The following is a 13,277-nucleotide window of genomic DNA, read 5'->3' on the forward strand; positions in this document are numbered from 1 at the left end:
GCCCGCTCGGCCAGCGCGGCCGACGCGACCGCCCGCGGAGCGTCCCCGGGACGCCGCGGCTCGACGACCGCGGGTGTGGCGTCACCGGTCACCTCACCGATCAGGGTGACCAGCTCACGGACGGAGACACCCTCGCCGCGGCCGATGTTGACGGTCAGGTCACCCGTCGCGCCCCCGGCCAGCCGCCGGGCCGCCGTGAGGTGCGCGTCGGCGAGGTCGGCGACATGGATGTAGTCGCGGACACAGGTGCCGTCCGGTGTCGGATAGTCGTCGCCGAAGATCCGCGGCGCCTCGCCGCGGGTCAGCCGGTCGAAGACCATCGGCACGACGTTGAAGACGCCCGTGTCCGCCAGCTCCGGCTCGGCCGCGCCCGCCACATTGAAGTAGCGCAGACACACGGTCGCGATGCCGTGCGCCCGTCCCGCCGCCCGCACCAGCCACTCGCCCGCGAGCTTCGTCTCGCCGTAGGGGCTCATCGGGGCACAGGGCGTGTCCTCCGTGATGAGGTCCACATCCGGGTTGCCGTACACGGCCGCGGACGAGGAGAACAGGAACCGCTTGATCCCCGCCCCCGCGACCGCGTCGAGCAGCGTCGCCAGACCGCCCACGTTCTCCTGGTAGTAGCGCGTTGGCTGGGCCACGGACTCGCCGACCTGCTTGCGCGCGGCCAGGTGCACCACACCGGTCACCGCGTGCTCGGCGAGGACCCGCTTCAGCAGCTCCCCGTCCAGCGCGGAGCCCTGGACCAGCGGGATGCTGTCCGGGAGCCGCCCCGGCACTCCGGCCGAGAGGTCGTCCAGGACGAGAACGCGCTCGCCTTCCGCGACCATCGCCCGCGCCACGTGTGCCCCGATGTATCCGGCCCCGCCGGTGATCAGCCATGTCATGGGCCCTCACCCTATGCCCGTCCGATGAGGGCGGTGCTGTCGAAGAGGTGTAAAAGGCGCTTGATGGCCAGGTATGCCGTTGATGCCCGACTGTGGGACGGCCGTGATGTCGTGAATGTCGGGGTATGGGGCCACGGTTTGTGGCGTGCCCCTTCGATCCCCGATGATGATCGCGGCGGTGGCCGTGCAGACCGGGTTGATCAGCCCATGAACGGCCGGTGAACACCGGCTTCCAGGCATCCGATAGCCTCTGCCGACATGCCGCCCGGCCCCTGCCCGGGTGCCCCACGCCACACACACGACCGGCGCCCGTACGCGTCGGGCCTCAGGGAGTGAGTTCGTCTGTCGACCGCCATCCTCACCGGACAGCCGGTCCCCGGATCGTCGCTCGAGGGCGATCTGCGGTCCCTCGGCTTCGACGTGCGGGTCGCCACCGACGCCGGTGACGCCGAGACACTCCTCGCCGCCGTGCCGCCGGACCAGCGGGTCGCGATCGTCGACGCCCGGTTCGTGGGACATCTGCACGCGCTGCGCCTGGGCCTCACCGACCCCCGCTTCCCGGTTGCCGCGGTGCCCGGCGCCGTCACCGCCCAGCCCGCCGCCCGACAGGCGCTGACCCGTGTCCTGGCCCGCGAGAGCTCCGCGGCCGGAGGGGGAGCGGCGGTCGCGGTCGACAACCTCGCCGAGCGCATCACGGCGGCCCTCGACGCCGACGGCGTCCAGGTCCACCGCCCCGAACTCGGCATGCTGGTCGCCGCCGTCCCCACCGACCCCCAGACCCGCAACGAGGCCCGTCAGGCCGTCTCCGCCGTCGACGACGAGGCCGTGCGGCTGCGCAGCGCCGTGAAGGCCCGCGACGGCTTCTTCACCACGCACTTCATCAGCCCGTACTCCCGCTACATCGCCCGCTGGTGCGCCCGCCGCGGCCTGACCCCGAACCAGGTGACCACCGCCTCACTGCTCACCGCACTCATCGCGGCGGGCTGCGCGGCCACCGGCACCCGCGTCGGCTTCGTCGCGGCGGGCATCCTCCTGATCCTCTCCTTCGTCCTCGACTGCACCGACGGCCAGCTCGCCCGCTACTCCCTGCAGTACTCGACGCTCGGCGCCTGGCTCGACGCCACCTTCGACCGCGTCAAGGAGTACGCCTACTACGCCGGCCTCGCCCTCGGAGCGGCCCGCGGCGGCGGCAGTGACGACGTATGGGCGCTCGCCCTCGGCGCGATGGTCCTGCAGACCTGCCGGCACGTCGTCGACTTCGCGTTCAACGAGGCGAACCACGACGCAACCGCCAACACCAGCCCCACCGCGGCCCTCTCGGACCGCCTCGACAGCGTCGGCTGGACCGTATGGGTGCGCCGGATGATCGTGCTGCCGATCGGTGAACGCTGGGCGATGATCGCCGTCCTGACGGCGGCCACCACCCCCCGCATCACCTTCTACGCACTGCTCATCGGCTGCGCCTTCGCCGCGACCTACACCACCGCGGGCCGTGTGCTGCGGTCGCTGACGCGCAAGGCCCGCAGGACCGACCGCGCTGCCAAGGCCCTGGCCGACCTCGCCGACAGCGGCCCCCTCGTCGAACTGCTGACGCGTGCCGCCCGCGGCGCCTCCCGCTACTCGGCGCCGTACACCGCCCTTGCCGGCGGCGTCCTCGTCCTGGCCTCGGCCCTGCTGTGGGGCGCCGGCTGGCAGACCGTCCTCTGCGCCGTCGGCTACGCGCTGATGTCGGCCATAGCCGTGCTGCGCCCCCTCAAGGGCGCCCTCGACTGGCTGGTCCCACCCATCTTCCGGGCCGCCGAGTACTGCACCGTTTTGGTGCTGGCGGCCAAAGCAGGGATGAACGGAGTACTTCCTGCGGCTTTCGGGCTGGTGGCGGCCGTCGCCTACCATCACTACGACACGGTGTACCGCATCCGCGGCGACGCCGGCGCGCCGCCGCCCTGGCTGGTGCGCGCGATCGGGGGGCACGAAGGCCGGACGCTGCTGGTCACGATCCTGGCCGAGCTGCTCACCGCAGCACAGTTCAAGGTCGCGCTCACGGCCCTCGCCGGATACGTGGCCCTTGTGGTGCTCGTCGAGAGCATCCGCTTCTGGGTGGCCGCCCACAAGGGTGGCGCGCCCGCCGTACACGATGAAGGAGAACCCGCATGATCGGCCTCGTGCTGGCGGCCGGAGCCGGACGGCGTCTGCGCCCCTACACCGACACCCTGCCAAAGGCTTTGGTGCCGGTGGGGCCCGAGGGCATGGAGGACAGCATCACCGTTCTCGACCTGACCCTCGGCAACTTCGCCGAGATCGGCCTGACCGAGGTCGCGATCATCGTGGGCTACCGCAAGGAGGCCGTCTACGACCGCAAGGCGGCCCTGGAGGAGAAGTACGGCCTCAAGCTCACCCTCATCGACAACGACAAGGCCGAGGAGTGGAACAACGCCTACTCCCTGTGGTGCGGCCGTGACGCCCTCAACGACGGCGTGATCCTCGCCAACGGTGACACCGTGCACCCGGTCTCCGTCGAGAAGACGCTGCTCGCCGCACGCGGCGACGGCAAGAAGATCATCCTCGCCCTCGACACGGTGAAGAACCTCGCCGACGAGGAGATGAAGGTCGTCGTGGACCCCGACAAGGGCGTCCAGAAGATCACCAAGCTCATGGAGCCGTCCGAGGCGACCGGCGAGTACATCGGCGTCACCCTCATCGAGGGCGACGCCGCCGCGGATCTCGCCGATGCGCTGAAGACGGTGTGGGAGACCGACCCGCAGCAGTTCTACGAGCACGGGTACCAGGAGCTCGTCAACCGCGGCTTCAAGATCGACGTGGCGCCCATCGGTGACGTGCAGTGGGTCGAGATCGACAACCACGACGACCTGGCCCGGGGACGGGAGATCGCGTGCCGCTACTGACGAGGCTCATCCCCTCGCCGGTCGTCGTCGACATCCGCCCGGGTGCTCTCGACGACCTGGCGGGCGTGCTCGCGGACGAGCGTATTTCGCACTCCGGCAAGCTGGCCGTCGCGGTCAGCGACGGCTCGGGCGCCCGGCTGCGGGAGCGGCTCGCCCCCAGCCTGCCCGGCGCCACCTGGTACGAGGTCGGCGGCGGCACCCTCGACGACGCGGTCCGGCTGGCCGGGGACATGAAGGCCGGCCACTACGACGCGCTCGTCGGGCTGGGCGGCGGCAAGATCATCGACTGTGCCAAGTTCGCCGCGGCGCGCGTCGGCCTGCCGCTGGTAGCTGTGCCCACGAACCTCGCGCACGACGGTCTGTGCTCGCCGGTCGCGACGCTCGACAACGACGCCGGGCGCGGCTCGTACGGCGTGCCGAACCCGATCGCGGTCGTCATCGACCTCGACGTCATCCGCGAGGCCCCCGTGCGCTTCGTGCGCGCCGGCATCGGCGACGCCGTCTCCAATATCTCCGCGATCGCGGACTGGGAGCTGGCCAACCGCGTCAACGGCGAGAAGATCGACGGCCTCGCCGCGGCGATGGCCCGCCAGGCCGGAGAGGCCGTGCTGCGCCACCCCGGCGGCATCGGCGACAACGACTTCCTCCAGGTGCTGGCCGAGGCGCTGGTCCTCAGTGGCATCGCGATGTCGGTGTCGGGCGACTCCCGTCCGTCCTCCGGCGCATGCCACGAGATCAACCACGCCTTCGACCTGCTGTTCCCCAAGCGCGCGGCCGCCCACGGCGAGCAGTGCGGCTTGGGCGCCGCCTTCGCGATGTATCTGCGCGGGGCGCACGAGGAGTCGGCCTACATGGCCCAGGTGCTGCGCCGGCACGGGCTGCCCGTGCTGCCGGAGGAGATCGGATTCACGGTGGACGAGTTCGTCCAGGTCGTGGAGTTCGCCCCGCAGACCCGGCCCGGCCGGTACACGATCCTCGAACACCTCGACCTGAAGACCGACCAGATCAAGGACACATACGCCGACTATGTCAAGGCCATCGGTAGCTGAACTCCGTCCGGTCGTCCACCCCGCGGGGGTGAAGGACCGTCGCAGCGGTGAGCACTGGATGGGACGCCTCTACATGCGTGAGGTGTCCCTGCGGGTCGACCGCTACCTGGTCAACACCAGGGTGACGCCCAACCAGCTCACGTACCTGATGACCCTCTTCGGCGTGCTCGCGGCCCCGGCGCTCCTCGTGCCGGGGATCCCGGGCGCCGTGCTCGGCGTGGTGTGCGTCCAGCTGTATCTTCTGCTGGACTGCGTCGACGGCGAGATCGCGCGATGGAAGAAGCAGTACTCGCTCGCCGGGGTCTATCTGGACCGCGTCGGCGCCTATCTGACCGATGCCGCCGTGCTCGTGGGCTTCGGCCTGCGCGCCGCCGACCTGTGGGGACCCGGCCGGATCGACTGGCTGTGGGCTTTCCTCGGCACCCTCGCCGCCCTCGGCGCGATCCTGATCAAGGCCGAGACCGACCTGGTCGGCGTCGCCCGCCACCAGGGCGGGCTGCCGCCGGTCAAGGAGTCGGCCGCCGAGCCGCGCTCGTCCGGAATGGCGCTCGCCCGCAAGGCGGCCGCGGCGCTGAAGTTCCACCGCCTCATCCTCGGGATCGAGGCGTCCCTCCTGATCCTGGTCCTGGCGATCGTGGACACGGTCAGGGGCGACCTGTTCTACGAGCGGCTCGGCGTCGCCGTGCTTGCCGGTATCGCGCTCCTCCAGACCGTGCTGCACCTCGTGTCGATCCTCGCCTCCAGCAGGCTGAAGTGAGCGGCGCCATAAGGGTCGGGGCCGTCATCATCACGATGGGCAACCGCCCCGCCGAACTGCGCGCCCTCATCGACTCGGTGACCAAGCAGGACGGCGACCCCGTCGAGGTCGTCGTGGTCGGCAACGGCTCGCCCGTCCCGGACGTCCCCGGCGGCGTCCGTACGGTCGAACTGCCCGAGAACCTCGGCATTCCCGGCGGCCGCAACGTCGGCATCGAGGCCTTCGGCCCCGGCGGCACCGAGGTGGACGTCCTCCTCTTCCTGGACGACGACGGCCTCCTCGCCCACCACGACACCGCCGAGCTGTGCCGCCAGGCCTTCGCGGCGGACCCGGAGCTCGGGATCATCAGCTTCCGCATCGCCGACCCGGACACCGGCGAGACCCAGAGGCGTCACGTGCCCCGGCTGCGCGCCTCCGACCCGATGCGCTCCTCCCGTGTCACCACCTTCCTCGGCGGCGCCAACGCCGTGCGTACGAAGGTCTTCGCCGAGGTCGGAGGACTTCCGGACGAGTTCTTCTACGCCCATGAGGAGACCGACCTGGCCTGGCGGGCGCTGGACGCGGGCTGGATGATCGACTACCGGTCGGACATGGTGCTGTACCACCCCACGACCGCCCCGTCCCGGCACGCGGTCTACCACCGGATGGTCGCCCGCAACCGGGTCTGGCTGGCCCGCCGCAACCTGCCCGCCCTGCTCGTCCCGGTCTACCTGGGCGTCTGGATGCTTCTGACGCTGCTGCGCCGCCCCTCGCGGCCCGCGCTGAGGGCGTGGTTCGGCGGGTTCAGGGAAGGCTGGACGACTCCGTGCGGCCCGCGGCGCCCCATGAAGTGGCGTACGGTGTGGCGGCTGACCCGACTGGGTCGGCCTCCGGTCATCTGACAAGCTCGATAGTCGGAACCATCGGAACCAAGCGGGTGGGACCCGGATCCCGGCTCCCATCCGTGCGCGGGCAGGCCGCGCATACCGAAAACGGAGAGTTTGCCAACCTGTGAGTGAGACAACGCATGGCGGCGGAGTCGCGGTGAGCGCCCGACTGTCGCCCGATGACGGGCTGACCGCGGCCGAACTGGCCGCCAGATACGGGCTCTCGGTCAGTGGTGCCCGGCCCGGACTCGTCGAGTACGTCCGCCAGCTGTGGGGACGGCGTCACTTCATCCTCGCCTTCTCGCAGGCGAAGCTCACCGCCCAGTACGCCCAGGCCAAGCTGGGCCAGGTATGGCAGGTCGCCACCCCGCTGCTGAACGCGCTGGTGTACTACTTCATCTTCGGCCTGATCCTGAAGGCCAGCCGGGGCATGTCGCACGGGACGTACATCCCGTTCCTGGTGACGGGTGTCTTCGTCTTCACCTTCACACAGAGCTCGATCATGGCCGGTGTGCGGGCGATCTCCGGCAATCTGGGCCTGGTGCGCGCCCTGCACTTCCCACGGGCCTCGCTGCCCATCTCGTTCGCGCTGCAGCAGCTCCAGCAGCTGCTCTTCTCGATGATCGTGCTGTTCGCCGTGGCGGTGGGGTTCGGCAGCTATCCGAGCCTGTCCTGGGTGCTGATCGTTCCGATCCTGGTGCTGCAGTTCCTGTTCAACACCGGTCTCGCGCTGATCGTGGCGCGGATGGGCGCGAAGACCCCGGACCTCGCCCAGCTGATGCCTTTCATCCTGCGTACCTGGATGTACATGTCCGGCGTCATGTTCTCCATCCACAACATGCTCGTCGGCCGCCCAGAATGGGTCGTCCGCGCGTTGCAGGTGAACCCGGCGGCCGTCTACATGGACCTCATGCGCTTCGCGCTCATCAAGAACTACGGCGCCGCGAACCTCCCGCCGCACGTGTGGGCCATCGCGCTGTTCTGGGCCGTCGTCGTCTTCGTCGGCGGGTTCGTGTACTTCTGGAAGGCGGAGGAGCGGTACGGCCGTGGCTGAGCAGAGCACCGGGGCCAGGATCCCCACCGTCATCGCGGACGAGCTGCACATCGTCTACCGCGTCAACGGCGCCAAGACCGGCAAGGGCAGCGCGACCGCGGCCCTCAGCCGCATCCTGAGGCGAGGCTCCGACGAGGCGGCGCGCGGCGTGCGCAAGGTGCACGCGGTCAGGGGCGTCTCATTCGTCGCCTACCGTGGCGAGGCCATCGGCCTGATCGGCTCGAACGGTTCCGGCAAGTCCACGCTGCTGCGTGCGATCGCCGGTCTGCTGCCCGCCGAGCGCGGCAGGGTCTACACCGACGGCCAGCCCTCGCTGCTCGGTGTCAACGCGGCTCTGATGAACGACCTGACGGGCGAGCGCAACGTCATCCTGGGCGGCCTCGCGATGGGGATGTCCCGCGAGCAGATCAAGGAGCGCTACCAGGAGATCGTCGACTTCTCCGGCATCAACGAGAAGGGCGACTTCATCACACTGCCGATGCGCACCTACTCCTCCGGTATGGGGGCGCGGCTGCGTTTCTCCATCGCGGCCGCCAAGGACCACGACGTCCTCATGATCGACGAGGCCCTGGCCACCGGTGACCGCGCCTTCCAGAAGCGCTCCGAGGAACGCATCAGGGAGCTGCGCAAGCACGCGGGCACGGTGTTTCTGGTCAGTCACAACAACAAGTCGATCCGTGACACCTGCGATCGTGTCCTGTGGCTGGAGCGCGGCGAGCTGCGGATGGACGGGCCGACCGAAGAGGTCCTCAAGGAATACGAGAAGTTCTCGGGCAAGTAGTCCCGTCGCCCGGGGCCCCGCTGGAACGTTCCGGTGGGGCCCTGCGTCTGCAAAGGAAACGCCAACTCTGTTTGGGCTTGGGAATCTTGACGCCAATCGGTGTGTTGTTGTGATGCGCAGGACACCCCGCCGAAGCTAGCTGCGTTGTACAACGTAAGCTGTACCGGTGCTGATTCGCGGCAAGTGGGGCGATAATGCACTACACCCCCCGCACTGTCGCGCTGCGTGGACGCTCGGGCGGCGTGTCCGAAATAGGATGTATTGGGTCGGCGGTGTAGAACGGGAGATGTGACGGCAATGGCTACGGAAAGTCTCCAGCTCCGCGAGGCATGTGCCGTCTCCGCGTCGGGCGGCGAGCGGTGACCGAAGCCGGGACGGCGTGCACCGGCGACCCGGAGCGCGGCACCCTCGACAAGGCTGCGGACGAAAACTTCCCCGTGGCGCCCTTCTTCCTGCCCAGGGCCTGGCGTGCCGACCTGATGGCCGTCTACGGCTTCGCCCGGCTCGTCGACGACATCGGTGACGGTGACCTGGCCCCCGGTGGCGCCGACGCCCGCCTCCTCGGCGTGTCGCCCGAAGGGGCCGAGGACCGTCTCGTCCTCCTGGACGCCTTCGAGGCGGATCTGCACCGGGTCTTCGACTCGACGCCGCGTCACCCCCTCCTCCGCCGTCTCCAGCCCACGGTCCGGCGGGTCGGCCTCACCCCCGAGCCGTTTCTGGGCCTGATCGCCGCCAACCGCCAGGATCAGCTGGTCAGGCGGTACGAGACATACGGCGACCTCCTCGCGTACTGCGAACTGTCCGCCAATCCGGTCGGCCGCCTGGTCCTGGCCGTCACCGGCACCTCCACCCCCGAGCGCATCCGCCGCTCCGACGCGATCTGCACGGCGCTGCAGATCGTCGAGCACCTGCAGGACGTCGCCGAGGACCTCGGCCGCGACCGCATCTATCTGCCCGCCGAGGACATGAAGCGCTTTCATGTCCAGGAGACGGATCTCGCCACGACCACAGCAGGCGCATCGGTGCGCGCACTGGTTGCGTACGAAGCGGAACGCGCCCGCGATCTCCTGAATGAAGGCGCCCCCCTGGTGGGTAGCGTCCACGGCAGGCTGAGGCTGTTGCTCGCGGGCTTCGTGGCGGGAGGAAGGGCGGCGATCCATGCGATCGCCGCCGCCGAATTCGACGTACTTCCCGGCCCGCCCAAGCCCGGCAAGCTCCGGTTGCTGCGCGAGGTGGGCGTGACTCTGCGAGGAGAGGGGTGATCCGGACCGTGGAGTCGGAACAGCACGTGGCCCCGCCGGTACTCGCCGCGTACAGCTACTGCGAGGCCGTGACGGGGCAGCAGGCCCGTAACTTCGCGTACGGCATCAGACTCCTGCCGACGCCCAAGCGCCGCGCGATGTCGGCGCTCTACGCGTTCTCCAGGCGTGTCGACGACATCGGCGACGGCGCGCTGGCCGCCGACGTCAAGGCGTCACGGCTCGAGGAGACCCGGGCGCTGCTGGCCCGGATCCGCGACGGAGAGGTGGCCGAGGACGACACCGACCCGGTCGCGGTCGCCCTCACGCATGCCGCCCGGCACTTCCCGATTCCGCTCGGCGGCCTCGATGAACTCATCGACGGCGTCCTCATGGACGTACGCGGCGAGACCTACGAGACCTGGGACGACCTGAAGGTCTACTGCCGCTGTGTCGCCGGGGCCATCGGACGGCTCTCGCTCGGAGTGTTCGGTACGGAACCGGGGGCGCGTGGGGCCGAGCGCGCGCCGGAGTATGCCGACACGCTCGGGCTGGCCCTGCAACTCACCAACATCCTCCGGGACGTCCGTGAGGACGCCGAGGGCGGGCGCGTCTATCTGCCGACCGACGACCTCGCGAAGTTCGGCTGCTCGGCCGGGTTCCATGGACCGACCCCACCCGAGGGCTCCGACTTCGCGGGCCTCGTGCACTTCGAAGTGCGTCGGGCCCGCACCCTTTTTGCCGAGGGCTACCGGCTGCTGCCCATGCTCGACCGGCGCAGCGGCGCCTGTGTCGCCGCCATGGCGGGCATCTACCGCCGTCTCCTCGACCGCATCGAGCGCCAGCCGGAGGCCGTGCTGCGTGGCCGGGTCTCGCTGCCCGGACGTGAGAAGGCGTACGTCGCCGTGCGCGGCCTGTCGGGTCTCGACGCCCGGAACGTGTCACGACGGACCGTCAGGAGGCGGGCCTGATGGACAATCCGCTCCAAGGTGACTCCACCGGCGAAAAGCGGCAGGCAACCCTCCGGTGCGGCGCGGCGTCCCTGACTGCGACGACCCGCCGTGCATCGTTCAAGCACCACGGCGGACCGGCAGGGGAGGAAGCACGATGACCGACGACACGCAGTCGGAGGGCCCGGCCGCGGACACCTCGAGGCGCCCCGGGGCGCCGTCCGCCTCCGGGTCGTCCGCAGTGGTGGTCGGCGCGGGGCTCGCCGGGATCACGGCCGCCCTCGCGCTCGCCGACGCCGGGGTGCGCGTCACCCTGCTGGAGGGGCGGCCGCGGCTGGGCGGTCTCGCCTTCTCCTTCCAGCGCGGCGACCTGACCGTGGACAACGGTCAGCACGTCTATCTGCGCTGCTGCACCGCCTACCGCTGGTTCCTCGACCGCATCGACGCGGCCGCGCTCGCACCCCTGCAGGATCGTCTCGACGTGCCCGTTCTCGACGCGAACGGCACACCGGGACGACGGCTCGGCAGACTACGGCGCGACGCACTGCCCGTACCGCTGCACCTCGGGCGCAGCCTGGCCACCTACCCCCATCTCTCGCTCGCCGAGCGCGCCAGAGTAGGGCGCGCCGCCCTGGCGCTCCGAGCTCTCGACCTCGCGGACCCCGCGCTCGACACGGAGGACTTCGGCAGCTGGCTGACCGCGCACGGTCAGTCGGCGCGTGCCGTCGAGGCACTGTGGGACCTGGTCGGGGTCGCCACCCTCAACGCGGTGGCCGGCGACGCTTCGCTCGGGCTCGCCGCGATGGTGTTCAAGACGGGTCTGCTGTCCGACCCGGGCGCGGCCGACATCGGCTGGGCGCGCGTCCCGCTGGGTGAACTGCACGACCGGCTGGCCCGCAAGGCGCTCGACTCCGCGGGCGTCCGTACCGAGGTCCGTACACGCGTCACCTCCATCTCCCCTTACAACAACGGGCGCTGGAGCGTTCAGGTTCCCGGGGAGTCCATCGAGACCGACGCCGTCGTCCTGGCCGTACCGCAGCGTGAGGCCCACGATCTGCTGCCCGCCGGAGCCCTCGACGCGCCCGAACGGCTGCTCGACATCGGCACCGCTCCGATCCTCAACATCCATGTCGTCTACGACCGCAAGGTGCTGAGCAGGCCGTTCTTCGCGGCGCTCGGCTCCCCGGTGCAGTGGGTCTTCGACCGCACCGAGGCCTCCGGGCTGCGCGATGGCCAGTACCTCGCCTTGTCACAGTCGGCCGCGCAGGACGAGATCGACGAGCCCGTGTCGGCGCTGCGCGAGCGCTATCTGCCGGAGCTGGAACGCCTGTTGCCCGCCACCCGCCGCGCCGAGGTGAAGGACTTCTTCGTGACCCGGGAGCGCACCGCGACGTTCGCCCCCACCCCCGGCGTCGGACGGCTGCGGCCCGGCGCCCGCACCAAGGCCCCCGGCCTCTGCCTGGCCGGAGCGTGGACCGCCACCGGGTGGCCCGCGACCATGGAGAGTGCGGTCCGCAGTGGTGTCAGTGCGGCGGGCGCCGCGCTGGACGCCCTCGGCCGGTCCGGCGCGCACCTCCCCGGCCTCTTCGAGGAGGCGGCATGAGCGTCGATCTGCACGGGACAGGCCCCCGCACCCCCGGTATCGCAACAAGAGGAGAGACTGTGCCCACTGTGCCCCCGGCCGAGACGGCCGCTCGAGAGACCGCGGTGGACGTGTCCGCGCTTCTGGAGCGCGGCCGGACCCTGGCCACCCCGGTGCTGCGGGAGGCAGTGGACCGTCTGGCGCCGCCCATGGACACCGTCGCCGCCTACCACTTCGGCTGGATCGACGCGGAGGGCAACCCCGCGGACGGTGACGGCGGCAAGGCCGTGCGCCCGGCCCTCGCCCTGCTCTCCGCCGAAGCCGCGGGCCGGGCCCCCGAGGTGGGCGTGCCGGGGGCGGTCGCGGTCGAGCTGGTGCACAACTTCTCGCTGCTGCACGACGACCTGATGGACGGCGACGAGCAGCGCCGTCACCGCGACACCGTGTGGAAGGTGCACGGTCCCGCGCAGGCCATCCTCGTCGGCGACGCCCTGTTCGCCCTGGCCAACGAGATCCTGCTGGAGCTCGGCACCGTCGAGGCCGGCCGCGCCACCCGCCGGCTGACCACCGCCACCCGCGCCCTGATCGACGGTCAGGCGCAGGACATCTCCTATGAACACCGCGACCGCGTCAGCGTCGCCGAGTGCCTGGAGATGGAGGGCAACAAGACCGGCGCCCTCCTCGCCTGCGCCTCCTCCATCGGTGCGGTCCTCGGCGGCGCCGACGACAGCACCGCCGACACCCTGGAGAAGTACGGCTACCACCTCGGCCTCGCCTTCCAGGCCATCGACGACCTCCTCGGCATCTGGGGCGACCCGGAGGCCACCGGCAAGCAGACCTGGAGTGATCTGCGCCAGCGCAAGAAGTCCCTGCCGGTCGTGGCCGCGCTGGCGGCGGGCGGACCCGCCTCCGAGCGGCTCGGCGAGATGCTCGCCGAGGACGCCAAGAGCAGCGACTTCGCGAACTTCTCCGAGGAGGAGTTCGCCGCGCGCGCCGCGCTCATCGAGGAGGCGGGCGGCCGCGAGTGGACCGCCCAGGAGGCGCGCCGCCAGCACGCGGTCGCCATCGAAGCACTCGACTCGGTCCAGATGCCCAAGGAGGTGCGGGACCGGTTCACGGCACTCGCCGACTTCGTCGTGGTACGGAAGAGATGATCACTATCGGTCGCATACACCTCGCGTAGTCGCCGGCCGGTGGCGCGAGAGACGCA

13 protein-coding genes are annotated in these 13,277 nt (G+C 70.5%); 12 read left to right on the forward strand and 1 reads right to left on the reverse strand.

The features are described 5' to 3' along the window. The coding region (galE, locus tag ABT186_RS12800) for a UDP-glucose 4-epimerase GalE (RefSeq protein WP_351924978.1) at positions 1-887 on the reverse strand (887 nt) is incomplete at its 3' end. A gap of 342 nt (positions 888-1,229) precedes the next feature. Here galE and ABT186_RS12805 point away from each other — a divergent pair. The 12 genes from ABT186_RS12805 (at position 1,230) to ABT186_RS12860 (ending at position 13,221) form a co-directional block, all read left to right on the forward strand. After that, positions 1,230-3,041, forward strand: coding sequence for a DUF5941 domain-containing protein (locus tag ABT186_RS12805; protein ID WP_351925101.1), 1,812 nt, complete (start codon positions 1,230-1,232; stop codon positions 3,039-3,041). After that, complete coding sequence (locus ABT186_RS12810; RefSeq protein ID WP_351924980.1) at positions 3,038-3,790, forward strand: phosphocholine cytidylyltransferase family protein; 753 nt, start codon at positions 3,038-3,040, stop codon at positions 3,788-3,790. The genes ABT186_RS12805 and ABT186_RS12810 overlap by 4 nt, the downstream gene beginning before the upstream one ends. Then, positions 3,778-4,839 carry an iron-containing alcohol dehydrogenase family protein gene (locus tag ABT186_RS12815; protein ID WP_351224686.1) on the forward strand — a complete coding sequence of 354 codons (1,062 nt, stop codon included), beginning with the start codon at positions 3,778-3,780 and terminating at the stop codon, positions 4,837-4,839. The genes ABT186_RS12810 and ABT186_RS12815 overlap by 13 nt, the downstream gene beginning before the upstream one ends. Beyond that, positions 4,817-5,596, forward strand: a complete 780-nt coding sequence (locus ABT186_RS12820) for a CDP-alcohol phosphatidyltransferase family protein (RefSeq protein WP_351224684.1) — start codon at positions 4,817-4,819, stop codon at positions 5,594-5,596. The genes ABT186_RS12815 and ABT186_RS12820 overlap by 23 nt, the downstream gene beginning before the upstream one ends. Before the next feature lie 8 nt (positions 5,597-5,604). After that, the gene (locus tag ABT186_RS12825; protein WP_351224746.1) at positions 5,605-6,477 is read left to right on the forward strand and encodes a glycosyltransferase family 2 protein; all 873 of its coding nucleotides are present in this window, start codon (positions 5,605-5,607) and stop codon (positions 6,475-6,477) included. Between the two features lie 109 nt (positions 6,478-6,586). Continuing rightward, positions 6,587-7,516, forward strand: a complete 930-nt coding sequence (locus tag ABT186_RS12830; protein ID WP_351924982.1) for an ABC transporter permease — start codon at positions 6,587-6,589, stop codon at positions 7,514-7,516. Then, positions 7,509-8,297, forward strand: a complete 789-nt coding sequence (locus ABT186_RS12835) for an ABC transporter ATP-binding protein (RefSeq protein ID WP_351224680.1) — start codon at positions 7,509-7,511, stop codon at positions 8,295-8,297. The genes ABT186_RS12830 and ABT186_RS12835 overlap by 8 nt, the downstream gene beginning before the upstream one ends. 359 nt (positions 8,298-8,656) lie before the next feature. Further along, positions 8,657-9,559 carry a squalene synthase HpnC gene (hpnC, locus tag ABT186_RS12840; RefSeq protein ID WP_351924984.1) on the forward strand — a complete coding sequence of 301 codons (903 nt, stop codon included), beginning with the start codon at positions 8,657-8,659 and terminating at the stop codon, positions 9,557-9,559. Then, a complete protein-coding gene (hpnD, locus tag ABT186_RS12845) occupies positions 9,556-10,506 on the forward strand; it encodes a presqualene diphosphate synthase HpnD (RefSeq protein ID WP_351924986.1) in 951 nt (316 codons plus the stop codon). Before hpnC ends, hpnD begins: the two co-directional genes overlap by 4 nt. After that, positions 10,506-10,646, forward strand: coding sequence for a DUF6380 family protein (locus ABT186_RS12850; protein ID WP_351924988.1), 141 nt, complete (start codon positions 10,506-10,508; stop codon positions 10,644-10,646). The genes hpnD and ABT186_RS12850 overlap by 1 nt, the downstream gene beginning before the upstream one ends. Further along, entirely contained in the window at positions 10,643-12,088 is a 1,446-nt protein-coding gene (hpnE, locus tag ABT186_RS12855; RefSeq protein WP_351924990.1) for a hydroxysqualene dehydroxylase HpnE, read from the forward strand. Before ABT186_RS12850 ends, hpnE begins: the two co-directional genes overlap by 4 nt. Then, positions 12,085-13,221, forward strand: a complete 1,137-nt coding sequence (locus ABT186_RS12860; RefSeq protein WP_351224670.1) for a polyprenyl synthetase family protein — start codon at positions 12,085-12,087, stop codon at positions 13,219-13,221. The genes hpnE and ABT186_RS12860 overlap by 4 nt, the downstream gene beginning before the upstream one ends. The last annotated feature ends 56 nt before the right edge of the window (positions 13,222-13,277 follow it).

It is taken from the genome of Streptomyces sp. NPDC001634, assembly GCF_040298185.1.
Classification (GTDB): Bacteria; Actinomycetota; Actinomycetes; order Streptomycetales; family Streptomycetaceae; genus Streptomyces.